Annotated in this window: 23 protein-coding genes; 13 read left to right on the top strand and 10 right to left on the bottom strand. The window is 72.1% G+C overall.

All coding sequences use genetic code 11. The annotated features are described in order from the left end of the window. Window positions 1–55 precede the first annotated feature (55 nt). On the bottom strand, window positions 56–934 hold the full coding sequence (locus GA0070619_RS07265) for a DUF1775 domain-containing protein (RefSeq protein ID WP_088947353.1): 879 nt from the start codon (window positions 932–934) through the stop codon (window positions 56–58). Between the two features lie 187 nt (window positions 935–1,121). On the opposite strand from GA0070619_RS07265, the gene thrS reads away from it, so the two are divergent. Continuing rightward, the gene (gene thrS / locus GA0070619_RS07270; RefSeq protein ID WP_088947354.1) at window positions 1,122–3,131 is read left to right on the top strand and encodes a threonine--tRNA ligase; all 2,010 of its coding nucleotides are present in this window, start codon (window positions 1,122–1,124) and stop codon (window positions 3,129–3,131) included. A 142-nt stretch (window positions 3,132–3,273) separates the two neighbouring features. On the opposite strand, the gene GA0070619_RS07275 is transcribed toward thrS, so the two are convergent. Then, window positions 3,274–4,002: a D-Ala-D-Ala carboxypeptidase family metallohydrolase gene (locus GA0070619_RS07275; RefSeq protein ID WP_088947355.1), complete on the bottom strand. Its 729-nt coding sequence runs from the start codon at window positions 4,000–4,002 to the stop codon at window positions 3,274–3,276. 176 nt (window positions 4,003–4,178) lie between these two features. On the opposite strand from GA0070619_RS07275, the gene GA0070619_RS07280 reads away from it, so the two are divergent. Both GA0070619_RS07280 and GA0070619_RS07285 read left to right on the top strand, forming a co-directional pair. Next, complete coding sequence (locus GA0070619_RS07280; protein ID WP_172862178.1) at window positions 4,179–4,691, top strand: HIT family protein; 513 nt, start codon at window positions 4,179–4,181, stop codon at window positions 4,689–4,691. 204 nt (window positions 4,692–4,895) lie between these two features. Further along, window positions 4,896–5,954: an aldo/keto reductase gene (locus GA0070619_RS07285; RefSeq protein WP_088947357.1), complete on the top strand. Its 1,059-nt coding sequence runs from the start codon at window positions 4,896–4,898 to the stop codon at window positions 5,952–5,954. 307 nt (window positions 5,955–6,261) lie between these two features. Here GA0070619_RS07285 and GA0070619_RS07290 read toward each other — a convergent pair whose 3' ends face one another. Then, on the bottom strand, window positions 6,262–8,415 hold the full coding sequence (locus GA0070619_RS07290) for an elongation factor G-like protein EF-G2 (protein WP_088947358.1): 2,154 nt from the start codon (window positions 8,413–8,415) through the stop codon (window positions 6,262–6,264). Between the two features lie 251 nt (window positions 8,416–8,666). On the opposite strand from GA0070619_RS07290, the gene pgsA reads away from it, so the two are divergent. The 6 genes from pgsA to pdxT all read left to right on the top strand — a co-directional run bounded on the left by pgsA (window position 8,667) and on the right by pdxT (window position 13,831). Beyond that, on the top strand, window positions 8,667–9,296 hold the full coding sequence (gene pgsA, locus GA0070619_RS07295; RefSeq protein WP_088947359.1) for a phosphatidylinositol phosphate synthase: 630 nt from the start codon (window positions 8,667–8,669) through the stop codon (window positions 9,294–9,296). A 46-nt stretch (window positions 9,297–9,342) separates the two neighbouring features. Beyond that, window positions 9,343–10,275 carry a phosphatidylinositol mannoside acyltransferase gene (locus GA0070619_RS07300; RefSeq protein ID WP_088947360.1) on the top strand — a complete coding sequence of 311 codons (933 nt, stop codon included), beginning with the start codon at window positions 9,343–9,345 and terminating at the stop codon, window positions 10,273–10,275. A gap of 115 nt (window positions 10,276–10,390) precedes the next feature. Next, entirely contained in the window at window positions 10,391–11,551 is a 1,161-nt protein-coding gene (locus tag GA0070619_RS07305) for a glycosyltransferase family 4 protein (protein WP_088947361.1), read from the top strand. A gap of 81 nt (window positions 11,552–11,632) precedes the next feature. Continuing rightward, window positions 11,633–12,136, top strand: coding sequence for a hypothetical protein (locus GA0070619_RS07310; RefSeq protein ID WP_088951617.1), 504 nt, complete (start codon window positions 11,633–11,635; stop codon window positions 12,134–12,136). Between the two features lie 128 nt (window positions 12,137–12,264). Next, window positions 12,265–13,182, top strand: a complete 918-nt coding sequence (gene pdxS / locus GA0070619_RS07315) for a pyridoxal 5'-phosphate synthase lyase subunit PdxS (protein ID WP_088947362.1) — start codon at window positions 12,265–12,267, stop codon at window positions 13,180–13,182. Window positions 13,183–13,225: 43 nt separating this feature from the next. After that, complete coding sequence (gene pdxT / locus GA0070619_RS07320) at window positions 13,226–13,831, top strand: pyridoxal 5'-phosphate synthase glutaminase subunit PdxT (RefSeq protein WP_088951618.1); 606 nt, start codon at window positions 13,226–13,228, stop codon at window positions 13,829–13,831. A 16-nt stretch (window positions 13,832–13,847) separates the two neighbouring features. Here the strand turns inward: pdxT and GA0070619_RS07325 are convergent, their stop codons facing one another. Further along, window positions 13,848–14,699 carry a helix-turn-helix transcriptional regulator gene (locus tag GA0070619_RS07325; RefSeq protein WP_231927453.1) on the bottom strand — a complete coding sequence of 284 codons (852 nt, stop codon included), beginning with the start codon at window positions 14,697–14,699 and terminating at the stop codon, window positions 13,848–13,850. A gap of 104 nt (window positions 14,700–14,803) precedes the next feature. On the opposite strand from GA0070619_RS07325, the gene GA0070619_RS07330 reads away from it, so the two are divergent. The 3 genes from GA0070619_RS07330 to GA0070619_RS07340 all read left to right on the top strand — a co-directional run bounded on the left by GA0070619_RS07330 (window position 14,804) and on the right by GA0070619_RS07340 (window position 17,156). Beyond that, window positions 14,804–15,442, top strand: a complete 639-nt coding sequence (locus GA0070619_RS07330) for an NADPH-dependent FMN reductase (protein ID WP_088947364.1) — start codon at window positions 14,804–14,806, stop codon at window positions 15,440–15,442. A gap of 230 nt (window positions 15,443–15,672) precedes the next feature. Then, complete coding sequence (locus GA0070619_RS07335; protein ID WP_088947365.1) at window positions 15,673–16,425, top strand: YebC/PmpR family DNA-binding transcriptional regulator; 753 nt, start codon at window positions 15,673–15,675, stop codon at window positions 16,423–16,425. A gap of 110 nt (window positions 16,426–16,535) precedes the next feature. Then, window positions 16,536–17,156 (top strand): ribonuclease FAU-1 family protein, encoded by a 621-nt coding sequence (locus GA0070619_RS07340; protein WP_088947366.1) that lies wholly within the window; start codon window positions 16,536–16,538, stop codon window positions 17,154–17,156. A gap of 22 nt (window positions 17,157–17,178) precedes the next feature. Here the strand turns inward: GA0070619_RS07340 and GA0070619_RS07345 are convergent, their stop codons facing one another. Further along, window positions 17,179–18,321 (bottom strand): RICIN domain-containing protein, encoded by a 1,143-nt coding sequence (locus tag GA0070619_RS07345; RefSeq protein ID WP_088947367.1) that lies wholly within the window; start codon window positions 18,319–18,321, stop codon window positions 17,179–17,181. Window positions 18,322–18,575: 254 nt separating this feature from the next. On the opposite strand from GA0070619_RS07345, the gene GA0070619_RS33760 reads away from it, so the two are divergent. Next, entirely contained in the window at window positions 18,576–19,868 is a 1,293-nt protein-coding gene (locus tag GA0070619_RS33760; protein WP_088947368.1) for a peptidoglycan-binding protein, read from the top strand. A gap of 68 nt (window positions 19,869–19,936) precedes the next feature. Here the strand turns inward: GA0070619_RS33760 and GA0070619_RS07355 are convergent, their stop codons facing one another. The 5 genes from GA0070619_RS07355 to GA0070619_RS07375 form a co-directional block, all read right to left on the bottom strand. Further along, window positions 19,937–21,730: a carbohydrate binding domain-containing protein gene (locus GA0070619_RS07355; RefSeq protein ID WP_088947369.1), complete on the bottom strand. Its 1,794-nt coding sequence runs from the start codon at window positions 21,728–21,730 to the stop codon at window positions 19,937–19,939. Window positions 21,731–21,907: 177 nt separating this feature from the next. Continuing rightward, window positions 21,908–22,969, bottom strand: coding sequence for an ABC transporter permease (locus GA0070619_RS07360; RefSeq protein WP_088947370.1), 1,062 nt, complete (start codon window positions 22,967–22,969; stop codon window positions 21,908–21,910). Continuing rightward, complete coding sequence (locus tag GA0070619_RS07365) at window positions 22,966–23,859, bottom strand: ABC transporter ATP-binding protein (protein WP_088947371.1); 894 nt, start codon at window positions 23,857–23,859, stop codon at window positions 22,966–22,968. Before GA0070619_RS07365 ends, GA0070619_RS07360 begins: the two co-directional genes overlap by 4 nt. 81 nt (window positions 23,860–23,940) lie before the next feature. Next, window positions 23,941–24,660, bottom strand: coding sequence for a response regulator (locus GA0070619_RS07370; RefSeq protein ID WP_088947372.1), 720 nt, complete (start codon window positions 24,658–24,660; stop codon window positions 23,941–23,943). Continuing rightward, window positions 24,657–25,994 (bottom strand): sensor histidine kinase, encoded by a 1,338-nt coding sequence (locus GA0070619_RS07375; protein WP_088947373.1) that lies wholly within the window; start codon window positions 25,992–25,994, stop codon window positions 24,657–24,659. The genes GA0070619_RS07370 and GA0070619_RS07375 overlap by 4 nt, the downstream gene beginning before the upstream one ends. Between the last annotated feature and the right edge of the window lie 97 nt (window positions 25,995–26,091).

Genomic DNA, 26,091 nt, shown 5'->3' on the forward strand with positions numbered 1-26,091 from the left:
CAGATCGGGGTGTCCGTGCCGCGTTGATGCCGCGGTTTCCGGGAACCCGAGTGGATCACCCAGATGACGCGGAAACGGCGGGCGTCGGGGTCTGGTCCTTGTCCGTGCGGCCGGTGACCTCGGCGAGCGTCGGGGGCTGGTCCTCGTCCGCTCCGCCGGTCACCTCGGCCAGTGCGGTGGCCTCGCCCGGGTCGCGTCGGCGCCACCGGCTGACCAGCCAACCGATCGCCGCGCCGCCACCCAGGCCGGCCAGCAGGCCGGCGGCCAACATCCCGTCGGCGCTGCCGGACTCCTCGTCCGCGCCAGCGGCCGGGGCGTCGACACCGCTGTCCGCAGCGGCTGGCGCACCGGCCGCCGGACCGCCGTGCCCGCCGTGTGCGGCCTGACCCGCCGCGCCGGGCGCCGCCGGCAGCAGGGTGAGCGCCGGGGCCCGGTGCGGGCCGGCGGCGTCCGCCCACCGGACCACCGTGCCATCGGCGTACGTCTGGACCACCTCGAAGGTGAGCCGCTCCGCCTGCGGCATCGGCCCCATGGACAGCGCCAGCCGGGCCGGGCCGGGATCGCTCTCGCCCACCCGGACCCAGGTCACCGCAGTGGTCACCGTGCTCACGCCGGACGAGTGGATGCCGGCCACCGGCTTGTCCAGGGTGCGGGAGCTGATCCGGGGCGCCCAGCCGTTCACCGACATCGGGTAGACCTCGGCGATCGGCGCGTCGGTCGGCAACCGGACCTCGATCTGGTTGGTCTTCGTGCCGGCCCGCTCCTCCGGAACGCTGAACTCCAGGCGTACGGCGTCGCCCTGCCGGGCCTCCGTGGGGGTGGTCGTCACGTCCACCGCGTGCGCCGTGCCGGGCCAGAGCAGCAGCCCGGCGGCGGTCAGCGCGGTCACCGCCGTGATCCGCCGTCGGCGCTCGCCGCCGTACGTGCTCGCCATCTCGTGCCCCCATCCGTGTCCGCGCGACCGGCACCGGTTCCGGCCACACTCTGTAGTTCGGCTGCGAGGCGCGAAAGGTTCAACGCGGACGTGAGGAAGGTGCCCTTCCCGGTCGAGGGTGGGGCGACCGATAGCATCGGCAGGAGCCGAGGATCGGCACCGTTTCGTACCACTTGGAGGAGTCACCGTGTCCGCACCCCGTACCCCCGCCGTGGCCGACCCTGTCGTCGTCGCCGCCGGGACGACGGCGGCCGACGCGGTGGCCGCGGCCGGACTGCCCGCGAACGGCCCCAAGGCGATCGTCGTGGTCCGAGACCCGCAGGGCCAGCTGCGCGACCTGGACTGGTCGCCGGCCGAGGAGACCGTCGTCGAGCCGGTCAGTCTGGACTCGCCCGACGGGCTGAACGTGCTGCGCCACTCCACCGCACACGTGCTCGCCCAGGCCGTGCAGGACATCTTCCCCGAGGCCAAGCTGGGCATCGGCCCGCCCATCGAGAACGGCTTCTACTACGACTTCGACGTCGACAAGCCGTTCCAGCCCGATGACCTCAGCAAGCTCGAGAAGCGCATGCAGGAGATCATCAAGTCCGGGCAGCGGTTCCGTCGCCGCCGCTTCGACAGCCTGGACGAGGCACGCTCCGAGCTGGCCGACGAGCCGTTCAAGCTGGAGTTGATCGAGGTCAAGGGCGAGGGCCTGGACACCGACGAGGTGATGGAGGTGGGCGGCGGCGAGCTGACCATCTACGACAACCTTGACGCCAAGGAGGACAAGGTCTGCTGGTCGGACCTGTGCCGGGGCCCGCACCTGCCGACCACCCGCATGATCGGCGCGTTCAAGCTGATGCGCTCGGCCGCCGCGTACTGGCGTGGGTCGGAGAAGAACCCGCAGTTGCAGCGGGTGTACGGCACGGCGTGGCCGACCCGCGACGAGCTCAAGGCGTACCTGAAGCTGTTGGAGGAGGCCGCCCGGCGCGACCACCGCAAGCTCGGCGCGGACCTCGACCTGTTCAGCTTCCCCGACGAGATCGGCTCCGGCCTGGCGGTCTTCCACCCCAAGGGCGGCATCATCCGCCGCGAGATGGAGCACTACTCCCGCCAGCGGCACGAGCAGGCGGGGTACGAGTTCGTCAACACCCCGCACATCTCCAAGGCGCAGCTGTTCCAGACCTCCGGTCACCTGCCGTACTACGCGGACACCATGTTCCCGCCCATGCAGCTGGAGGGCGCGGACTACTACCTCAAGGCGATGAACTGCCCGATGCACAACCTGATCTTCAGGTCGCGCGGGCGGTCGTACCGGGAGCTGCCGCTGCGGATGTTCGAGTTCGGCACTGTCTACCGGTACGAGAAGTCCGGCGTCGTGCACGGCCTGACCCGGGTCCGTGGCCTGACCCAGGACGACTCGCACATCTACTGCACCCGTGAGCAGATGGCCGGGGAGCTGTCCGCGCTGCTCAGCTTCGTGCTGGACCTGCTGCGCGACTACGGCCTGGACGACTTCTACCTGGAGCTGTCGACGCGGGACGACTCGCCCAAGTTCATCGGGGCCGAGGAGGACTGGGCCGAGGCGACCGAGGCGCTGCGGACCGCCGCCGCGACCTCGGGTCTGGACCTGGTGCCCGACCCGGGCGGCGCGGCGTTCTACGGGCCGAAGATCTCCGTGCAGGCGCGGGACGCGATCGGCCGGACGTGGCAGATGTCCACCATCCAGGTCGACTTCAACCAGCCGGAGCGGTTCGGGTTGGAATATCAGGCCGCCGACGGCACCCGCCAGCGGCCCGTCATGATCCACCGGGCGTTGTTCGGGTCGATCGAGCGGTTCTTCGGGGTGCTCACCGAGCACTACGCGGGCGCGTTCCCGGCCTGGCTGGCACCGGTGCAGGTGGTGGGCATCCCGATCCGGGAGGACCACACCGACTACCTGCACGGTTTCGTCGCGGCGCTGCGCGCCGAGGGGATCCGGGCCCAGGTGGACGCGGGTGACGACCGGATGCAGAAGAAGATCCGTACGGCGCAGCAGCAGAAGATCCCGTTCATGGTGATCGCCGGTGACGACGACGTGGCCGCGGGCACGGTCTCCTTCCGCTACCGCGACGGCTCGCAGCGCAACGGGGTGCCGGTCGCCGAGGCGGTGACCCACGTGCTGGACGTGGTCAGCTCGCGTACCAACATCGGCCCCTCGGCCGCCGCGGAGTAGCGCCGCCCGCGCGGTCGCGCGCCCGCCGCAAGATCGCGCTCGACCCAGGATGTAGTGGCCTCCCCGGCGTGGGGAGGCCACTACATCCATGTCCGGGCGCGATCTTCGCCCGGAGGCCGACGCCAGGAGTCGGCGCCTGCGGTCAGATGCCGCAGTTCGGTGCTGACCAGCCGCCGACCGCCGCCACGTGGGTGTGGTCGTTGTGGTCCGGGTAGCCGGGGCCGAGGATCTGCCCGAAGCCGTGGTAGCGGGCCTGCTGGGCCAGCCGGCAGAAGGACGGGGACCCGACCAGGTCGACCCCGTCACCGTAGAGGTGTCGACTGTTCGACGCCCCGCCGACCGCGCTGTTGCAGGTGTAGCTGCGGAAGCTGCTGCTGATCGCGATGTTCACGTCCCCGAGGGCGTGCCGCATGGCCTGGAGCTTCCACATCGACACGAGCGCGTTGAACCGCGCGGTGCTCGCCGAGACCGCGCCGCCGGCCCAGGTGCTGTTGCAGTTGTTCAGCTCGGCGTAGCTGAAGTTGACCGGTGTGCAGTCGTCGTCCTGGAGGGCGTAGAGCCGGTTGAACGTCTGCGCGCCGGCGACGCCGTCCGCCGACATCCCGTACGCCTGCTGGAAGCGGATGACCGCGGACCGGGTGGCCGGGCCGAACGCGCCATCGATGGTGAGCACGGCGCCGTAGCCGGGGTAGCCGGCGACCCGGATCTGGAGTTGCCGGACGTCTTCGCCGGACATCCCCTGGGACAGGGCGCGACCCCAGGTGTAACAGCCGTCCGCCTGTGCGGCGCCGGCGGTGAGGGTGACGCCGGCCACTGTGGTGGCGGCAGTCAGGGCGAGTGCCGCGAGGAGCCGGCCGAGCCGTCGGATCATGGAGCCCTCCATCAATGCATGGAAGTTCTTGGATGCAGAAAGTTTCAGGTTTGGGCATTGATCCGTCAAGAACTTGCAGCAAAGAGTTTTCCCGACAGCGGGTGTCGCGGCCCGCCTGGGTGGCTCCGTAGGATCGGCTCGTGACAGGGGCGGAACGGCACACGGACATCGACGGCATGGCGGACGGCCTGGAGCGGCTCTGGACGCCGCACCGGATGACCTACATCTCCGGCGAGGACCGCCCGGCCGAGGGCTACGAGAAGCCGACCGGCTGCCCGTTCTGCCGGGCCCCCAAGCTGCCGCCGGAGGAGAGCCTGGTGGTGGCCCGCGGCGAGCACGTCTTCGTGGTGCTCAACCTCTACCCGTACAACCCAGGCCACCTGCTCGTCTGCCCCTACCGGCACGTCGCCGACTACACCGACCTGGACGTGCCGGAGACCACCGAGCTGGCGTCGTACACCCAGACCGCGATGCGGGTGATCCGCAAGGTGAGCAACGCGCACGGCTTCAACCTGGGCATGAACCAGGGCGGGGTGGCCGGCGCCGGCATCGCCGCGCACCTGCACCAGCACGTGGTGCCGCGCTGGGGCGGTGACGCGAACTTCATGCCGGTGATCGGCCGCACCAAGGTCCTGCCGCAACTGCTCGGTGACACCCGCGACCTGCTGGCCCGCGCCTGGCCGTCCTGACCGCCGCCGGAGCGCGAGGGCCGCGCCGGTCCGGCTAGCCGGCGCGCAGCAGCGCGGCGTCCGGCTCGATGATCACACCGCCGATGCCCACACCCAGCCGTCGCACGGCGTCGATCATGCCGCACCCCACCGGTGGGTGCGCATCCTCAATTCCGCGTCGGGATCTGCTACGCCCCGACCCGGCGAAGGTGGCACGATCGGCCGATGGCAGTCACGACACGGACGTTGGGACGCAGCGGCATCGAGGTCAGCGCCCTCGGCATGGGGTGCTGGGCGATCGGCGGCCCCTGGGCGGAGGGCGCCCAACCGCTGGGCTGGGGCGCGGTCGACGACGACGAGTCCGTGCGGGCGGTACGCCGGGCGCTCGACGAGGGCATCACCCTTTTCGACACCGCCGACACGTACGGCGCCGGGCACAGCGAGCGGGTGCTCGGCCGCGCGCTCGCCGGCCGCCGGGACGAGGCCGTGATCGCCACCAAGTGGGGTTACACCTTCGACGAGGCGAGCCGGCAGGCCACCGGGGAGGACGCGTCGCCCGCGTACCTGCGCCGGGCCGTCACGGACTCGCTGCGCCGGTTGGGCACTGACCGGATCGACCTCTACCAGTTGCACCTGGCCGACCTGCCGGTGCCGCGGGCGCAGGCGCTCATCGGCACCTGCGAGGACCTGGTCACCGAGGGCCTGATCCGGGCGTACGGGTGGAGCACCGACCGTCCCGACCGGGCCACCGCGTTCGGGCAGGCCGCCGCCGGTGCCACCGCCGTGCAGCACACCCTGTCGGTGCTGCGGGACGCTCCCGAACTGCTCGCCGTCTGCGACAAGTACGACCTGGCCAGCGTCAACCGGGGCCCGCTGGGGATGGGTCTGCTCACCGGCAAGTACTCGTCCGGGTCGACCCTGCCCCGCGACGACGTACGCGGGTTGGCCCCCAGCTGGTTGGAGTGGTTCCGCGGTGGTCGGCCCGCACCGGAGTGGCTGCGCCGGGTCGGCGCGGTCCGTGCGGCGCTCACCGCCGACGGGCGCACCCTCGCCCAGGGCGCGCTGGGCTGGATCTGGGCCCGCAGCGGTCGCACCATCCCGATCCCCGGCTGCCGTACGGTCGCCCAGGTCGAGGAGAACGCCGCTGCCCTGCACCGGGGCCCGTTGCCGGCGGACCAGTTCGTCGAGGTGGAGCGCCAGTTGGCCGCTCTGCGGACCGCAGCCCTCCGCGACGCCGACCGCCCCCACTGGCCCCCTCCCACGCACCCCACCATCCACCCCTGAGCGGGGCATCCGTACCCGTCGGGCGCATCCGTCCGGATACCTGCCCGGTCCGTGCCGCCGTTCCGTCCTGAACTCGCGTGCCCACCCCACCTGTGAGTGCGGCCCCCTGTAGAGCTGCCCCGCATCTGGGGCAGCTCTACAGGGCGCGCGACATGCCATGCCAACCCGCCGAACCGCCGCTGTCGAGCACGAGTTGTGCCTCGCGGATCGCGGATCGCGGATCGCGGATCGCGGATCGCGGATCGCGGATCGCGGATCGCGGATCGCGGATCGCGGGCTCCGGGCTGCGGGCTCGGTGGGGCGATGGTCAGGGGGTGTGTTCCTTGCGGATCTGATCGGCCAGGTGCGCGGGCATGGGGTCGTGCCGGACGAAGTGACGGCGGAAGGTGCCGGTGCCAGCCGTCATCGAGCGCAGCTCGACGGCGTAGCGCAGCAACTCGGTGGCCGGAACCTCGGCGCGGACGAGGGTGCGGCCCTCGGTGTCCGGGTCCGGTTCGGTGCCGAGCACCCGGCCACGCCGGCTGGACAGGTCGCCCATCACGGGGCCCACCGAGCCGTCGGGCACCCGGATGGTGACCTCGTCGATCGGCTCCAGCAACGCCGGCTGGCCACGGTCGGCGGCGTCGCGCAACGCCAGCGCACCGGCGGTCTGGAAGGCCGCGTCGGAGGAGTCGACGCTGTGCGCCTTGCCGTCCACCAGGGTCACCCGCAGGTCCACCACCGGGTGACCGGCGACCAGGCCACGTTCGAGCTGGGCGCGGACACCCTTCTCGACCGAGGGGATGTAGTTGTGCGGCACCGCGCCGCCGACGACCCGGTCGACGAACTCGAAGCCGCTGCCCGGGGGAAGGGGCTCGACCTCGATGTCGCAGACCGCGTACTGGCCGTGGCCACCGGACTGCTTGACGTGCCGGCCATGCCCCCTCGCGGGCACGGTCAGCGTCTCGCGCAGTGACACCTTGACCGGCTCGGTGTCCAGTTCGACGCCGCCGGCGCGCAGCCGGTCGAGCACCACGTCAGCGTGTGCCTCACCCATGCACCAGAGCACCAACTGGTGGGTCTCCGGGTTGCGCTCCAGCCGCAGCGTGGGATCGCCGGCGACCAGGCGGGCGAGGTTGCGGGCCAGGGCGTCCTCGTCGGCGCGGCTGTGGGCGACGACCGCCACCGGCAGCAGCGGTTCCGGCATCTCCCAGGGTGCGATCAGCAGCGGTTCGTCCCGGGCGGAGATGGTGTCGCCGGTCTCGGCGCTGCCCGACTTGGTGATCGCGCAGATGTCGCCGGCCACGCAGAGCGGCACCTCCCGCAGGGTGGCGCCCAGCGGGGTGAAGATGTGCCCGACCCGCTCGTCGGCGTCGTGGTCGGGGTGCCCGCGTTCGGCCATGCCGTGACCGGAGACGTGCATGGTCTGGTCGGGGCGCAGCGTGCCGGAGAACACCCGGACCAGCGACACTCGGCCGACGTGGCGGTCGATGGTGGTCTTGACGACCTCCGCGACGAGCGGCCCGGCCGGGTCGCAGGTCAGCGGCGGACGCGGCGAGCCGTCCACGCCGGTCACCGCCGGCAACTCGTGCTCCAGCGGCGACGGGAACGCGGCGGTCAGCACCTCCAACAGCACGTCCAGCCCGACACCGGTCGCGGCGCAGACTGGCACCACCGGGTAGAAGTGGCCCCGGGCGACGGCCTTCTCCAGGTCGTCGATGAGCACCTCGGTGCTGATCTCCTCGCCGTCGAGGTAGCGGTCCATGAGGGTCTCGTCCTCGCTCTCGGCGATGATCCCCTCGATCAGCTCGTCGCGGGACTCGTCGATGGCCCGCTGGTGCTCCGGGTCGGGATCGCGGACGTCGGCGGGAAGCCCGGCGGAGTAGTCGAAGACCCGGCGGGTGATCAGGCCGAGCAGACCCTCGGTCGACACGCCGTCGTCGCCGAGCATCGGCAGGTAGAGCGGCATCACGTTGTCGCCGAAGAGGCGCTGGCAGAGCGCCACCGTCTCGTCGACGTCGGCGCGGGGCTGGTCCAGTCGGGCCACCGCGACCGCGCGGGGCATGTCGACGGCCGCGCACTCCTCCCACAGCGCGACGGTGGCCGCGTCCATGCCGCCGGCCGCCGAGACGACGAAGAGCGCGGCGTCGGCGGCCCGCAGCCCGGCGCGCAGCTCGCCGACGAAGTCCGCGTACCCGGGGGTGTCCAGCAGGTTGACCTTGATGCCGTTGTGCAGCAGCGGCGCGCAGGACAGGCTGACCGAGCGCTGCTGGCGGACGGCCGCGGGGTCGTGGTCGCCGACAGTGGTGCCGTCGACGACGCTGCCGGCCCGGCCGATCGTGCCGGTGGCCGCGAGCAGCGCCTCGACCAGTGTCGTCTTGCCCGCTCCGGAGTGCCCGACGAGCACCACGTTGCGGACCCGCTCGGGCTCGGTCAGCACCGGCGTGCCGCCGGTGGAACCCTTCTCATGCTTTTGCGCCATGGGGCGCACCTCCCTCAGCCGGTGGTGGGTGGCGACCGCCGCGCGAGGTGGAAGCGGCCCGGGGCGAGAGCGCGGCGATATCCTCCGGTGGTCTGCTGCACAGCGGGAACGGGACGGGTGGACGGGTGAGCTGGCTCACCTCCCGGCTCGATCTCACACCCCTCGTCGGGTAGGCACAAGCCTCTCGCAGGCGCGTCGGCGGGACCGGCCGTATCGGCGGAGCTGGGGCGACCGTTATCGTGGGGACCGCCATGGCGAAGATCTTCCAAGTGTCGGCCCGCGCGGGGATGACCCGCGTCGTCGAGCCGATTGCCCGCGCCCTTCTGCGCGCCGGCGTCACCCCCAATGCCGTCACCGTCGCGGGCACCGTTGGTGTGCTCGTCGGCGCGCTCGGCTTCGGTGCCCGAGGCCATCTGGTCGCGGGCGCGTTGATCGTCACCCTGTTCGCGCTCACCGACCTGCTCGACGGGACGATGGCCCGGATGAGCGGCGGCTCCACCAGGTTCGGCGCGTTCCTCGACTCAAGCATGGACCGGGTCGCCGACAGCGCCGTGTTTGGCGCCGTCGCGTACTGGCTGGCCACGGAGGGCAACTACTCCGGGGTGGCCGCCGCGTTGGTCTGTCTGGCCGCCGGCAGCCTGGTCTCCTACGTGAAGGCTCGCGCCGAGGGGCTCGGCATGACCTGCAACGTGGGCATCGCCGAGCGCACCGAGCGGCTGCTGATCGTCGGGGTCGGTGGAATCCTCACCGGCGTCGGTGTGAAGCCGGCGCTGGAGATCGCGCTCTGGCTGCTCGCCGCGGTGTCGATCTTCACGGTGGGGCAGCGGATGGCGCACGTCTACCGCCAGGCCCAGCAGCTCCAGCCGGACGGTCAGGCGTGAGCGGCGCGGCGGCGACCCGGCGCCGGACGACCGGCGGCCGGGCCGCGTGAACCTCACCGAGCTCGGCTACGTCGCCGGCTGGCGGGTGGTCCGCGCGTTACCTCGGCCGTTGGTGGCGGCGGCGTTCCAGGCGGGCGCGGACCGCGCCCACCGCACCGGCGGCGGGGGTACGGCCCGACTGCGCGCGAACCTGCGCCGGGTGGTCGGCCCGGACCTGCCCGACGCCGAGCTGGACGATCTCGTCAAGCGCGGGTTGCGCTCGTACGCCCGGTACTGGATGGAGGCGTTCCGGCTGCCCTCGCTGAGCCGCGCGCAGATCCTGTCCGGTTTCCGGCTCGACGGCGCCGAGTTGCTCGCCGCGGACGTGGCCGCCGGCCGGGGCGCTGTGGTGGCGTTGCCGCACGCCGGCAACTGGGACGCCGCGGGCGCCTGGGTGGCGGCAACCGGTTGGCCGATCGCCACCGTCATGGAGCGGCTCAAGCCGGAGGGCGTGTACAAGCGGTTCCTGGCCTTCCGAGAGGTCCTCGGGATGGAGATCCTGCCGACGCACGGTGGGCCACGTCCGGCGTTCGACGTGCTGCTGGACCGGGTACGCGCCGGTGCGGTGGTGCCGCTGCTGGCCGACCGGGACCTCTCCGCCCGCGGGGTGGAGGTGGACTTCTTCGGCGGGAAGACCCGGATGCCGGCCGGGCCCGCACTGCTGGCGCTGCACACCGGAGCGCCGCTCTACGTGGCCTCGATGTGGTACGAACCGGACGCCGCGTGCGCGTCGCTCGCCGGCCCGCTGCCGGTCCCCGGACCCGAGGTGGGGCCTTTGGACCAGCGGGTCCGAACGCTAACCCAGCTGATCGCCGACCGTCTGGCGGCGGGCATTGCCCGGCATCCGGAAGACTGGCACATGTTGCAGCGGATGTGGCTGGACCAGCGGAGGACGGGGGACGGCACGGAGCTGCCCTCGTCGGCCTCCGGGCAGGTCTGAGGGGGTGGTGGGCACGGTGAGCGCGAGGAGTGCAGCGCAGCGGAGCCCCGCAGTCGTGAGCGAGGCGGGCGCGCCGGGATGGTGTCCCACGGTCACGGACAGGGGGCGCTGACGCATGCGGATCGGCATCGTGTGCCCGTACTCCTTCGATGTCCCCGGCGGGGTGCAGAACCATGTCATGGACCTCGCCGAGGCGCTGATCGCGCTCGGCCACGAGGTCAGCGTGCTCGCCCCGGCCGACGAGGATTCGCCGCTGCCGGCGTACGTGGTGTCCGCCGGCCGTGCCATGCCGCTGCCGTACAACGGATCGGTGGCACGGATCGCGTTCGGCCCGGTCTCGACCGCCCGGGTCCGGCGTTGGCTCACCAATGGCGACTTCGACGTGCTGCACGTGCACGAGCCGCTCACGCTGAGTCTCTCGCTGCTGGCCGTGCTCTCCGCGCGCGGCCCGGTGGTGGCCACATTCCACACCGCGATGACCCGTTCGCGGGTGTTGGCGGCGGCGCAGGGTGTGCTCCAGATCGTGTTGGAGCGGATCACCGCCCGGATCGCGGTCAGCGCGCTGGCCCGCAAGGTGCAGGTCGAGCACATGGACGGCGGCGCGGTGGAGATCCCCAACGGGGTGGCGGTGGCGAAGTTCGCCGACGTCGAGCCGTTGCCGGGCTGGCCGGGTGAGTGCGCCCCGGGCTCCGGCGGCACGCTGGGCTTCCTGGGCCGGTTCACCGAGGCGCGAAAGGGCTTCCCGGTGCTGCGCGACGCGTTCGTGGCGCTGGCCGCCACCAGGCCGGGGCTACGGCTGCTCGTCGCCGGCCCGGGTGCTCCCGACGACCTGTACGACCAGTTCCCGCCCGACCTGCACGAGCGCGTCACGTTCCTCGGCCTGGTCACCGAACCGGACAAGGCGCGGATGCTGCGCAGTGTGCACCTCTACGTGGCACCGAACACCGGCGGCGAGTCCTTCGGCATGATCCTCACCGAGGCGTTGGCAGCCGGTACGACGGTCGTCGCCAGCGACCTGGACGCGTTCCGGCGGGTGCTCGACGGTGGGCGTGCGGGCCGGCTCTTTCCCACCGGTGACCCGGCGGGACTGCGCAACGCCCTGGCCGAGCTGTTGGACGACCCGGCGGGTCGGGCCGCACTGACCGCCTGCGGGGATCAGGTCGTGGCGAATTTCGACTGGCCCGTGGTTGCTCGCCGCGTTCTGGAGGTATACGCAGCGGCGATCGAAGCAACTGACGGGCGGGTCATCGACCAGGAATGGGTGGGGCTGGGCTGACCGGTGTGACGGATGGTGTGGCAGCGACCGGTTGTCCGGCGTGACCGCACCCACTCGGAGCTGAAACGGAGCAGCACTACGATGCCGCACATGTGGTGGGTGGTGGCCGCGAGCGTGGTCGTGGGGCTGGTCGCGGCGTACCTCATCTGGACCGCCGGCCGGGTCGAGAGGTTGCAGAGCCGCGCGGAGCTGGCGGCCCGGGCTCTCGACGCTCACCTGCTGCGCCGGGCGGCCGCGGCGGCCGTGCTGGCCGAGCGGCGCTTCGGCGTGGAGCTGTACGCGGCGGCCCGGATCGCCCTGGACGCCAGCCCGGACGAGCGGGAGGCGGCGGAGAACGACCTGACCCGGCAGCTGCGTTCCGTCCCGTTGGATCCGGGCGATCCGGACTGCGGGGCGGTCATCGCCGCCAGTCGCCGGCTCGCGCTGTCCCGCCAGGTGCACACCGACCTGGTGCGGGACGCCCGTTCGGCGCGCAGCCGGCCGCTGGTGCGGTTGTTGCGGATGGGGCGGGGCCGGGAGTGGCCGCGCTACTTCGACATCGACGACCCGACCCTGACCGTGCCCGCGGACGTGCCCGCGAGCTGACCCGGTGGGCCGGTGATCGGTGCCACAGAGCAGGCCACCGGGGGTCTGATTGGCTGTCGGTGCGGCGTTGACCCGCGCGTAGCATTTTCGCTGCCACCCCCAGGAGCCCGTCCAAGGAGCGATGACCCGTGCCCGAAAACACCGTCTCGAACACCGGTACCGCCCCCGTCGTCGGCACCGCCCGCGTGAAGCGTGGCATGGCCGAGATGCTCAAGGGCGGCGTGATCATGGATGTGGTCAACGCCGAGCAGGCCAAGATCGCTGAGGACGCCGGCGCTGTCGCGGTGATGGCCCTGGAGCGGGTGCCCGCCGACATCCGCGCGCAGGGCGGGGTGTCCCGGATGAGCGACCCCGACATGATCGACGGGATCATCGAGGCGGTCTCCATCCCGGTGATGGCCAAGGCCCGCATCGGTCACTTCGTCGAGGCGCGGATCCTCCAGTCGCTTGGCGTCGACTACGTCGACGAGTCCGAGGTGCTGACCCCGGCGGACTACGCGAACCACATCGACAAGTGGGCCTTCACGGTGCCCTTCGTCTGCGGCGCGACCAACCTGGGCGAGGCGCTGCGCCGGATCACCGAGGGCGCGGCCATGATCCGCTCCAAGGGTGAGGCCGGCACCGGTGACGTCTCCAACGCCACCACCCACATGCGGAAGATCCGCCAGGAGATCGCCCGGCTGTCCTCGCTGCCGACCGACGAGCTGTACGTCGCGGCCAAGGAGCTGCAGGCCCCGTACGAGCTGGTCAAGGAGGTCGCCGAGAGCGGCAAGCTGCCGGTGGTGCTGTTCACCGCCGGCGGGATCGCCACTCCGGCCGACGCGGCGATGATGATGCAGCTCGGCGCGGAGGGCGTCTTCGTCGGTTCCGGCATCTTCAAGGCCGGCAACCCGGCCCAGCGGGCCGCCGCGATCGTCAAGGCCACCACCTTCCACGACGACCCGGACGTGCTGGCCAAGGTTTCCCGGGGTCTCGGCGAGGCGATGGTCGGCATCAACGTCGACGAGATCCCGCAGCCGCACCGCCTGGCCGAGCGCGGCTGGTGAGCGCTCCTTCGGGCGGCGTGAACCGGAGAGGAACGGTGTGAACGTGACGGCACCCGTGATCGGCGTTCTCGCGCTCCAGGGAGACGTCCGCGAGCACGTCGCGGCACTGGCCGCGGCGGGCGCGGACGCCCGCCCGGTTCGGCGTCCGACCGAGCTGGACGCGGTCGACGGCCTGGTCATCCCCGGGGGCGAGTCCACCACCATCAGCAAACTCACCGACATCTTCGAGATGCGCGAGCCGATCGACAAGCGGATCGCCGACGGCATGCCGGTCTACGGATCCTGCGCGGGCATGATCATGCTGGCGACGGTGGTGTTGGACGGCCGACCGGACCAGCGGGGCTTCGCCGGCATCGACATGACCGTCCGGCGCAACGCGTTCGGCCGGCAGGTCGACTCGTTCGAGGCGCCGGTGGAGATCACCGGGGTGCCGGGGGAGCCGTTCCACGCGGTGTTCATCCGCGCGCCCTGGGTCGAGCGGGTCGGTGCCGGCGTCCAGGTGATCGGGACGGTGACCGACGGCCCGGCCGCCGACCGGATCGTGGCGGTCCGGCAGGGCAACCTGCTGGCCACCTCGTTCCACCCGGAGCTGACCGGTGACCTGCGCGTGCACGCGTACTTCGTGGACCTGGTGCGGGCCGCCTGCTGACGGCGTGCCCCGTTGCTCAGCCGGCGACCGCCCGGAGCTGCCCCGGGCGGCGGCCGGCCAGCTGGTCGAGCGCGATGGCCGTGGCGGCGTCGGCGGGCAACTGCACCACCAGGCGCTGCGGGTCGGCATCGGCCAGCTCCAGGGTCTCGACGTTGAGGCGCAACAGCCCCGCCGCCGGATGGCGCACCGTCAGCAGGCCGGTACGCGCGGCGGTGACCGGTCGCTGCCGCCAACGGTCGACGAACGGCGCGCCCACCGTGCGGGCCAGTTGCTCGGCGAAGGCGTCGCTGGCCGGATCGCCCCGGCGCAGCAGGTGCAGCTCCGCGACCTGCTGGTCGGCCAGCGCCGACCACTGCGGATAGTGCCCACGGGCCCGCTCGTCGGTCAGCACGAACCAGACCAGGTTCGGTCGCGACCCGTCCAGCAGGCCGAGCGGGCGGGCGAGCATGTCGAATGGCTCATTCCAGGCCAGCACGTCGCCGAGCCGGTTCAGCACGTACGCCGGGGTGTCGCGCAGCGCGTCGAGCATGGCGCGGACCGTGGGCCGGACGGTGCGGGACACCGTCGGCCGGTCACCCGAGCAGAGCTGTCGGGCGTGTTGAGCCGAGGCGAGTTGCCGCAGGTGTTCGCGGTCGGCGCTGTCCAGACGCAGCGCGTCGGCGAGCGCGGCGAGGATCTCCGGCGATGGTCGGGTGTCGCGGCCCTGTTCCAGTCGGGTCAGGTATTCCACGCTGACCTGCGCCAACGTCGCCAGCTCGGCCCGGCGCAGCCCGGGGGTGCGTCGGCGGGGGCCCTCGGGGAGGCCAACCTCGGCCGGCCGCCGCGCTTCGCGGCGACTGCGCAGGAAGGCGCCCAGCTCTCCGTCCATCACCGAGCCAGTCTGGCAGTCGGCGTCGGCCAGTGGGTGGCCCTGGCAGGGCCATCCTCGCGGCGGTCTCCCCCCACCGCCGCGTGGCTCGCAGGATCGGGGGCATGAGAAACGCACAGAGCACAGGACCGCTGCGGATCGGTGTGATCGTGGGCAGCACCCGCCCGGGTCGGCGCGGCGCGGCGGTCGCCCATTGGGTCATGGAGGTGGCCGAGCGGCACGAGGCGGTACGCGCCGGGGACGCCGTCTTCACACTGGTGGACCTCGCCGAACAGGCATTACCACTGTTGGACGAGCCGGTGCCGGCGCTGTTCGGCGACTACCGGCATCCGCACACCCGGCGGTGGGCGGAGGTGGTGGACGGCTGCGACGCCTTCGTCTTCGTCACCCCGGATTACAACCGCTCGATACCGGCAGCGCTCAAGAACGGCATCGACTTCCTGTACGCGGAGTGGACCGACAAGGTGGCCGGGGTGCTGAGCTACGGCGTGCAGGGCGGCACCCGGGCCGCCGATCACCTGCGGGCGATTCTGACCGAGGTGCGGACGGTGGTGGCGCCGACCGGAGTGGCGCTGTCGATCTTCACTGACTTCGACTTCACCGGGGCCGACCCTGGTGACCGGACCACCGGCCGCTTCGCGCCGGGTGACGGTCGGGAAGCGGAGTTGTCCACGATGCTCGCCGAGGTCGTGACCTGGTCGCGGGTGCTTCGTCCGGCAGATCGTGCGCTGTTGGGGTCGTAGCCCATCGCGGATTTCGTCCCGTCTGCCCCGGTCTGGGGGGACGGGACGGAGTCGCCGCGCGCGGTGCATGACAGCGACCCGGGGGACGTCGGTAGGATTGCGGAGATTCGGCAGGGCCATCTGCCCGCCAGGCTTCCGCCAGAGCTGACCGGCACCTCCGCGTGCGCCGGCGGGAGTGGGGCGTGAGCGGTGCGGTCGATGCAGACGGCGGGTAGCAACGGAGGTAGAAGATGTCCGGCCACTCAAAGTGGGCGACGACCAAGCACAAGAAGGCCGTCATCGACGCCAAGCGCGGCAAGATGTTCGCCAAGCTGATCAAGAACGTCGAGGTGGCCGCGCGGATCGGCGGCGGCGACCCCACCGGCAACCCGACTCTCTTCGACGCGATCCAGAAGGCGAAGAAGAGCTCGGTGCCGAACGACAACATCGACCGCGCCGTCAAGCGCGGCTCCGGCCTGGAAGCGGGCGGCGCCGACTGGCAGACGATCATGTATGAGGGGTACGGCCCGAACGGCGTGGCCATGCTCATCGAGTGCCTCACCGACAACCGCAACCGGGCGGCCACCGAGGTGCGGACGGCGCTGACCCGCAACGGCGGCTCGCTCGCCGACGCCGGCTCGGTGTCGTACATGTTCTCCCGCAAGGGCGTGGTGATCGTGCCCAAGGAGGGCACCAGCGAGGACGACGTGATGATGGCCGTCCTCGACGCCGGCGCCGAGGAGGTCAACGACCTCGGTGAGGCGTACGAGGTGGTCTCCGAGCCGACCGACCTGGTCCCGGTGCGGACTGCGCTGCAGGACGCCGGCATCGAGTACGAGTCGGCGGAGTCCTCCCTGATCCCCAGCATGAACATCCCGCTGGACGAAGAGGGCGCCCGCAAGATCTTCAAGCTGATCGACGTCCTGGAAGACTGCGACGACGTGCAGAACGTCTACGCGAACTTCGACATCAGCGACGACGTGATGGCGGCGGTCGACGCCTGAGAGCGGTCGACTCGGAATCACGGAGGTCGGGGTGTCCCGCGCGCTGGGACACCCCGACTTTCGCAAAGCCGGGTGGACCAGGCGATGGCGTCGAACGTGGAGGTGGGAAAGTGGCGGCAGACCGGTTCGCGCCAGGTGACACTGTGGTGCGCCGTGAGGTGCTGCGGGGCGAGGTCTGGTTCGCCTGCCCGACGATCTGCGTCGAGGACTCGCCCGACCTGCTCGCCCTCTACCTTCCACCGGGGGCCGAGTTCGGCTTCCCGAAGACCGGCGTCTTTCCGTGCGGCCGGCACCCGTGGGAGACCGCCGGGCACCGCTCCTGGTCCGGCCACGGCAAGCTGATGCTGCAACGCCCCGGCGAGGCGCACTCGGTCGACGTGTTCTGGACGGGGCCGGGGCGTGACTTCGCCGGCTGGTACTTCAACCTGCAGGACCCGGTGCGTCGTACGCCGATCGGGGTGGACACCCTCGACCACGAGCTTGACCTGTGGTGGGGCGCGGACGCCGACCGGTACGTCTGGAAGGACGTGGAGATGTTCGCCCAGCGCCTCGTCGAGGGGCGCTACCCCGGGATGGCGGACGCGATCCAGGCCGAGGGTGACCGGATCGCGGCGCTGCTCGACGCGAGCGAGCGTTGGTGGGACCCGGCGTGGGCGCAATGGCACCCCGACCCGGCCTGGTCGGTGCCCCCGCTGCCCACCGGCTGGGACCAGGTGCCGCCCGCCCGCTGAGCAGCCCGCCGACCCCCGGGCGTCAGCGTTTCGGCAGCGCGTCGATCAGGAACACCTGGTCCGGGCCGTTCGTGCACGGCTCGACCAGCGCCTCGGCCAACACCTCCGTGTCATCGTCACGCAGCCCGACGCACAGGTCCGTGCGGGTGGGCCGGATGCGGTACGAGGTCGGCGCGGACCCGGTCGGCTCGAAGCGGAACAGCTGGGACCAGTTGGCCTGGCTGCACTTCGTGACGGGTTCGAGCATGTTCCGGCCGGGATTCTCGCCCCGGACGGTGAGGCAGCCCGGCCCGTGCTCTGGGTGGTTCCACTTGATGAAGTACAGCCCGCCGGCCGCCGGCTCCAGGTAGGTGTCCGGCGGGGTGGCCTCGGCGCAGGAGATCTGCACCGCCACCTGGCTGCCGTACTCGCCGGTGCGGTCACGCCCCTCGCTGACGCAGAGTTGCGGGCTGCGGGCGGGACGGATCTGGCTCAGGAGCGCGTCTGGGCCGATGGTCGGGCTGGCGCTGTTCTCGGGCGTGGCCGGAGGGCTCTCGCCCGCCGACGTGGCCGGCGGGCTCCCACCTGCCGATGTGCTCGGGTCGGTGAGCTGTGCCGTTCGCCGCTCGTCGTCGTCGGGGCGCTGCGTCCAGATGCCCACGCCGAGCGCCGCCAGCAGGACGCCGACGAGCAGCATCAGTGGCACCGGCCGCGCGAACCAGCGCGGTCGGTTGGCACTCGCGCTCCCCGCCCCCGTGTCGGCGGATGGACGGAGGTCGGGTGCGACGCCGTCGGCGGCCCGGCCTCCGGTTGCGATGCCGTCGCCGGTCTGGTGGTCGGCTGCGGCGCCGTCGACCGGCTGGCGGTCCGGCGCGGGCGACACCGGCGGGGGCGGTGTCGGCGCGTAGGTGCCCACCGCGAGCCGGTGCCGCGCCCGCAGCCACGTCTCCACCTGATCCTCCGCGCCACAGGCCCGGACGAACGCGGCCACCACCTCGGGTCGAGGCAGTGAGGATCGGCGCAGGATGTCGGCGGCGGTGCTGCGAGCCAGCACGTCACCGCTCGCCGCCGCGCGTTGCTCCAACTGTCGGTACGTGAGCCGCGACCGGTCCTTGAGCCGGCGCAGCATGTCGACGAACTCGGCCGGGTCGGTCGCCTCGTCCGGTCGTAGCTCCCCCGTGGTCATCGCACGATTGTCCAGACCCGGGACGGGTGGGGGCAAGGCGGCCCGGGGTGACTGTCCGAGATGGTCGGACAAGATCCGGACATGCCGTCCTGAGCTGCCCGGACATCGCACCGCGCTGACCAGGGCATTGTTCTCGCCGACGGGCTTATCTACCGTCTGTCCTCAATGGCCGCACCGCTGATCGGTGTGCGGCTGGCGCATTCGAATGGGCACCGATTCAGGGCCCGACGACATCAACGACACGGGGAGATCCGATGGATGACGCTGCCCGGGATCCGCTGACGCACGTGGCCACGGCGGGGGAGTACGTCGCACTGCTCCGCGACGTGCGTCGGCGTTCCGGTCTGACCTACCGGGAGATCACCAGGCAGGCCTCGGCGGCCGGGCACTGGCTACCGCCGAGCACTCTCGCCACGATGCTGGGGCGGACCACCCTGCCCCGGGAGCGCACCGTCGTGGCCCTGCTGGTGGCCTGCGGCATCACGCCCGCCGACGTGCGGCGGTGGGTGGAGACGCGCCGGAACATCGAGGCCCAGCTCGGCGAGCGGGATCGATGGGAGAACCAGGCGGTGCCGACCACCTCGTCGCCACCCGCCGCCCCCCAGCAGGCCGCGAACAGCGCACCGGCCGTGGACGGCCCACCGGCGGCGAACAGCGAACCGGCCGGGAACAGCGAACCGGCCGGGAACAGCGAACCGGCCGGGAACAGCGAACCGGCCGGGAACAGCGAACCGGCCGGGAACAGCGAACCGGCCGGGAACAGCGAACCGGCCGGGAACAGCGAACCGGCCGGGAACAGCGAACCGGCCGGGAACAGCGAACCAGCCGCGAACAGCGAACCGGCTGCGAACAGCGGACCGGCCGGGACCGTCGTCGGCCCGGTCCGGCCGGCGCAGCCGCGGGTCACCGCGCCCTGGCCGAGCCGCCGTTGGCTTCGGCTCGCGGTGCTCGCCGTGCTCGGCGTGCTGACGGTCGGGGCGTCCGGGGTGCTGCTCCCTGGTGCCGCCGCCACCGTCGACAGCTCACCGTCCGAGGGCTGCCCGCTGATCCTGCGCCAGGGCATGTACGGCCCGTGCGTGCTGGACCTCCAGGAGCGTCTGGTGGCGGGCGGACTGGAGGTGCCCGTGGACGGCTGGTTCGGCCCGGACACCACCAGCCGACTGATCGTCTTCCAGGCGTTCGGTGGCCTGCCGGTCAGCGGCACGGCGGACGGGCGGGTGCTCGACGAGTTGTCCGGCGCGGTGAAGGTGCCGCCCACCTGGACGGAGGACCGGATCGGCAAGGAGGTGCGGCGGGTCTTCCCGGAGGACCCGGGCGGGGCGGTGCAGCTGGCGCGCTGCCTGTCCGGGTTGGACCCGTACCGCGTGGAGATCGCCGGGGACGGGTCGCGGCGCTGGGGGTTGTTCCAGTTCAGCGACATGGAGTTGTCCCGGTTGGGCGTCGATCGGCGGACGGCGCTGGACCCGGGTTGGAGCATCGGGGCGGCCCGGCACGTCTGGTCGCGTACCGGCGATTTTGGCCACTGGCACTGCACGGCGTCGCGGTGACGCGTGATGCTGCCCGCCCGGGTCCACGGACCAGGCGGGCAGCATCCCCCGTCACACCGACCGACGGCTCACGGCCGCAGCCGGTTGGCGTACACGTACGCGCCCACGGAACGGCCGGTGGCGAGTCCGGCGTCCGCGTCGAACCGGTAGTGCACGCCGAGGTAAATGCGGCTCAGCGCGTTCTCCTCGGCGGCGTGGTCGAAGCCGGGCATGCGCCGGATCACGCCCTCGGCATGCGGGTCGTCGGTGGTGGCGTCGAAGGCGATCGCGTCGGTGCCGAAGAACCTCTTCATCACGGCCGACCAGGCCCCCGCGAAGGTGGCGTGCCCGGAGATGTAGGCCGGGAAGGCCGGCGTGTACGGCACCCCGGCGCGATCCTGGGACAGCGGCTGCCAACCGGCGCCGCCCATCGCCTCGATGGCCGTCACCGGCCGCCACAGGTCGATCGGTGTCTGGTACTTGGCGTCCCAGGCGGCGATGGCGGCGTCGGCGAGCGCGAGCGCGACCAGCCCGAAGAGCCGGGCGTTGGCCAGGATGCCGAGCTGACGCTGCTCCGACACGATCCGGGTGTGCGAGAAGAGCTGACCCGGTGGCTTGTACGTACCTCCCAGGTCGTTGGCCCAGAAGAACGCGATCTGCGTCTGCTCGGGGGTCCGCAGCGACGACGTCTGACCGCCGTAGTCACGGATCTCCTGCACCTGGTCGCGGTATTCCTGCTCGCCGAGCAGGTCGGCGTAACCTCCGGTCACCCCGGCGGGTAGCCCGGGGCGGAACTGCCGGCCGGAGGTGAGCGCGAACGGGGTGACGAGGCCCCAGTTCGGGCTGACCGCCGCCTTTCCGTTGGTCGGCCGCCACGACCCGGGCACGGCGTCCAGTTGGTACGGCGTGTTGTTGCCGGAGCCGTCGTTGGCGCGGGCCTGGAGGTTGGCGGTGGCCGCCGCCGCGCCGACGGTGTCACCACGGGCGACCTCGGCGGCGTTCACCCCGGACGGCCGGAGGGCGACAGCGCCAGCGAGGGCCTGGGTGTAGGACTGGCCCTGACCCCTGTACAGGGCGGTCAGCACGTCGTACGCGGCCCGGTCGATGGCGGCGTGCAGGGACGGCGCCACGACGTTGTCCATGGTGCCCGGGTAACTGACCGGCACCCGTACCCGGTAGGGATTTCCGACGCCGGTGACCGAGACGGCGGCGTCGTGCATCGCCGCGTGCAGGATGGCGGCCTCCCGGGAGGAGGAGGTGGGCGGCAGGTCCAGCGCCTGGTACGTGCGCAGCAGCACGCCGTTCCAGTACAGGATCGGATCGGTGGCCGGGTCGACGGCCAACGGGCTGAGCGAGACGTTGTCGAACCGGACCGTCGAGGAGGCCTGGCCACCGAGGTGGAACAGGAGCACCGCCTTCGGGTCACCGAACGCGGAGGTGAAGTCGAAGGTGAACCGGCGCATCGTGGGGGTGAGCGCGACGCTCTGGTCGACGGCGGAGGTGAAGGGCGTGTCCGCCCGGGAGACCGAGACGCGCAGGGAGCGGCTGACGTCTGCGGCGGCGTCGAACTGCAACCGGTACGGCTGCGCGGCCGTCACTCCGAACTCGAAGTGGCCGACCAGGTCCTCCCAGACGGGCTTCCCGACCGTCGCGCTGGTGCGGACCCGCAGTTGCCCGGCGTTGACCGTCGTGCTGGTCGAGGCGAGCCGGGTCCACCAGGGCTGGGTGCTGCCGTTGTCGAACGTGCCGTTGAGGATGAGGTCGCCCGGGGCGGCGGCGGCCGGCGTGGGCCGGACGAGGGCCGTGAGGGTGCTGGCGAGGGCGACCGCGAGCACCACGCTGAGCAGGCGACGAAGGTGCCGTGTGTTGATCGGTGGGGACATCGAGAGCCTTTCCGGTCCAGGGACCGGCGACGACCAGGTCGTTGCCGTGAGGATCGGCTCAACGTAGGAGCGTTCGCGCTGTTCACGGCCACCGAACAGCGCTCGGAACGGGCCCGTACGGCGGCGGGCGCCGGCATCCGTCAGGACACCGGCGCCCGCGTGGGGCGAACCGTCGACTCAGCCGATCGTCTCGCGCTCCCGCCAGGCGGCGCGCAGCGAGGTCCGGCCGTTGGTGCGCAGGAGTGAACCCTCGTAGACCCGGGCCCCGGCGATCACGAACGCTCCGGCGGCGACCAGCAGGATGACCAGCGAGACGATCGGTTCCCAGGTGGCCGCGTCACCGGTGAACAGCCGCAGGGGCATGGCCGTCGGCGACGAGAACGGCAGGTACGACAGCACCCGCATCGCTGTGGCGTTGTCGTTCAGGAAGATCACTGCGAAGAACGGCAGCATGACGGCGAGCTGCACGGGTGTCGACACGGCGGCGATGTCCTCCTGCCGGTTGGCCAGCGCGCCGGCTGCCGCCCACATCGCGGCGAGCAGCACGAAACCGAGCAGGAAGAACGGCACGAACCAGCCGATCGCCGGGGCGAGCAGGCTGAGCAGGCCACCGCTGTCGCCGATCTGCATGCCGAGCACCGCCACCACGGCGATGAGCGCGATCTGTGCGAACGCCAGGATGCCGCCGGCCACCACCTTGCCGGCCAGCAACGCCCGTACCGGCACCGCCGCGACCAGGATCTCCACGATGCGGGTCTGCTTCTCCTCGGTGACGCTCTGCGCGATCTGCAGGCCGAAGGTCTGCGACGTGATGAAGAAGACGAACGCGAAGACGAACGGCACCAGGAACGCCACCACCGGGTCGACCGCGTCCGGGTCGAGCAACTGCACCGGCGGCGAGGTGCTCAGCGCCTGGACCACGTCGGTGGGGGACTCGTCCATCGCGAGAACCTTCGGACCGGAGACCACCGCCGCGTCCACGTCACCGTCGCGGACGGCCTGCTCGGCGGCCCGGTCGTCGGCGACGACGCGGACGTCGAGTCCGGCGTCCCGCAGCGGCCCGGCTGCCTCCTGGGTGACGGCCACGGTGTCCGGACCGCCGGAGAGCAGCGGCGGCAGGATGGTGCCCGCCGCCGCGATCAGCAGGAAGAAGAGGGTGCCGAACAGGAAGGTGCGGTCGCGGAGTTTGACGCGGATCTCGCGTTCGGCGACCAGCCGGGTGGCCTGGGTGACGTTCACTGGGTGACCTCTCGGAAGATCTCGGTGAGCGAGGGGCTGACCGGGCGGAAGGCGCGGACCGGGCCGCGGGCGAGGGCCGCCTGCAGCACGGGCTGTTCGTCGGCGCCGGCCGGCAGGTCGAAGACGACTCGAGCACCGTCCAGTTCGACCAGGGTGACCCCTGGGTGGTCGCGTACCCAGCCGGCGTCGCCGGCCACCACCAGCTCGTAGCGGGGCACGGTGTACGAGTCGCGCAGTTGCTGCCGGCTGCCGGCGGCGCGGATCACCCCGTCGCCGATGATCACCAGGTCGTCGCAGAGGCGCTCCACGACGTCGAGCTGGTGGCTGGAGAAGAGCACCGGCGCTCCGGCCGAGGCGCGTTCCCGCAGCACTGTGACGACGGTGTCGACGGCGAGGGGGTCGAGGCCGGAGAACGGCTCGTCGAGCACCAGCACCTCGGGGTCGTGCACCAACGCGGCGGCGATCTGGGCCCGTTGCTGGTTGCCCAGCGACAGCGTCTCCAGCAGGTCGTCGCCGCGCGCACCGAGCCCGACCCGTTCCAGCAGGGTGTCGGTGGCGCGCCGAGCCGCCGGTGCGTCCAGGCCGTGCAGCCGGCCCAGGTAGGTCACCTGCTCCCGGGTGGTCATCTTGGGGTAGAGGCCGCGCTCCTCCGGCATGTAACCGAAGCGCTGGCGGTCCTGCCGGGTCAGCGTCCTGCCGCCCCAGCTCACCTCGCCGGCGTCGGCGGACAGCACACCCAGGATGATCCGCATGGTGGTGGTCTTGCCGGCGCCGTTGGCGCCGACGAAGCCGGTCATCCGGCCGGCGGCCACCTCGAAGGACACGTTCTTGAGCACCTGCCGGTCGCCGAAACTGCGGTCGACGCCGTCGAGGCGAAGCGTTCTGGTCACGCATCCACGCTAGATCGAATGCGGCGTCACGCCGTCCGCCCGACGGTTGAGCGGGTGGGTCCGTCCTACGACGGATGGCGGTCACCCGCCGGGCCGGACCACCCCGTTCTCGTACGCGAACACCACCGCCTGGACCCGGTCGCGCAGGCCCAGTTTGGCCAGCACCCGACTCACGTGCGTCTTCACCGTCGCCTCGCCCAGGTGGATGCTCGCGGCGATCTCGGCGTTGCTCGACCCGCCGGCGAGCAGCACCAGCACCTCCCGTTCCCGCGGGGTCAGCCCGGCCAGCGCGGCGTCGGCCTCCGGTCCCCGGTGGGCGGTGCCCGCCGGGTCACCGGGACGGGCGAACGTGGAGATCACCCGCCGGGTGATCTCCGGGGCGAGCAGGCCGTCGCCCCTGGCCAGCACACGAATCGCCTCGATCAGCTCCTCCGGCGTGCCGTTCTTCAACAGGAAGCCACTGGCACCGGCCCGCAGCGCGGCGAAGAGATAGTCGTCCCGGTCGAAGGTCGTGAGGATCAGCACCGCCGGCCCCCCGGGCCCGTCGGCGGTGATCTGCCGGGTGGCCTCCAGGCCGTCCATCCCGGGCATCTCCACGTCCATGAGTACGACGTCCGGGCGGGTGGCTCGGGTCATGGTGACGGCCCGTTCGCCGTCGGCCGCCTCGCCGACCACCTCGATGTCGTCCTCCACCTCGAGGATGACCCGGAAGCCGGTGCGGACGAGGTGCTGGTCGTCGGCGAGCAGCACCCGGACGGTCGGACCCGGGGCCGACGTCTCGCCGGTCGGTGCGGCGCTCATGCCGAACGCGCCGTGTCGACGACCGGCTGCTGCTCGTCGCTCGGTGCCCGCTGCGCGCCGACCGGCGGGTCCGCCGCTGCCGGCAGTGGGAAGCGGGCGCGTACCCGCCAGCCGCCACCGGCGCGCGGCCCGGCCTCCAGGTCGCCATCGTGGGCGCTGACCCGTTCGTGCATTCCGATCAGGCCCAGCCCGAGGGCGTTGACCCGGCGGCCAGCTCGTCCGTCGTCGGTCACGTCGACCTCCACCTCGCGGGCCAGGTACCGGACCCGCACGTCCAACACGTTCGCTCCGGCGTGCTTCAGGGTGTTGGTCACCGCCTCCTGCGTCACCCGGTAGGCCGCCTGCGAGACCGACTCGGGCAACGCGACCGCGTCGCCGTACACCCCGAGGGTCGCCGTGAGGCCCGCGGCTCGGGCCCGCTCGACCAGCTCGCCGATCCGTTCGACGCCGCCGGTCGCCGGCGGCTCGGCGTCGGCGTTGGCGGGGGCCCGCAGCACGCCGAGCATCCGACGGAGCTCGTCGACGGCGGTGCGGGCGCTCTGCTCGATGGCGGTGAGGGCTGTGCGGGCCTTACCCGGGTCGCGGTCGAAGACCCGGCGGCAGGCGGACGCCTGCACCCCCATGACCGACACGTGGTGGGCGACCACGTCGTGCAGCTCCCGGGCGATCCGGACCCGTTCGCCGAGCACCGCCCGTTCCCGAGCCTCGGCCTGGGACCGGCGCAGGTCCTCGGCCTGGGTCCGCAGCTCGTGCTCGCGGCGTGCGGCGACCCAGGCGGTCTCGCCGAAGAAGTACGCGAAACCGAAGACCAGCACGTTGACGAGGACGCCGGTGACCATCGCGGCGAGCACCGGTGGCACCGGCCCGACGGCGTCGGCGAAGGCGCCGGGCGGGATGTGGTCGATGGACACCGCGTAGTAGATCCCCAGCCAGGCGAACATCGTGGCGATCACGCCGATCCGCAGCCTGCGGGACCGCTGACGGTCCTGTCCCCAGGCGCCCACCGTGTAGAGGGCGCAGAACAGGGCCCACGAGGAGAACTGGGTCTCCGGGGCCGAGCGCGCCTGCGCGGCGATGAAAGCCACCGAGATGATCAGCAGGGTCGCGGCCGGCCAGCGTCGCCGCCAGATCAGCGGCAGGGTCACCGCGACGGTCCAGAACAGCTGCTCCGGCCCGGACGGCGGCGGACCCAGCATGAACGCCCCGGTGCTGCGGGCCAGGGTGAGGCTCACCAGGGCCAGCGCGGTCACCCCGAGGCCGAGCCAGAGGTCGACCCGACGCTGCTCTGCCGTCGGGCCGGGTCGGCGCCAGTCCTCTCGCGATGAGGTGCTCATCCAGGAACGATGCCACGGAACCCCCGGTGCCCGTCCACCGGGCGGGGCAGCTACCAGCTCCTGCCGACGGGCGACGGCCCGGCGTGGGGTGCGCGCC

The organism is Micromonospora zamorensis, assembly GCF_900090275.1.
Taxonomy (GTDB): Bacteria; Actinomycetota; Actinomycetes; order Mycobacteriales; family Micromonosporaceae; genus Micromonospora; species Micromonospora zamorensis.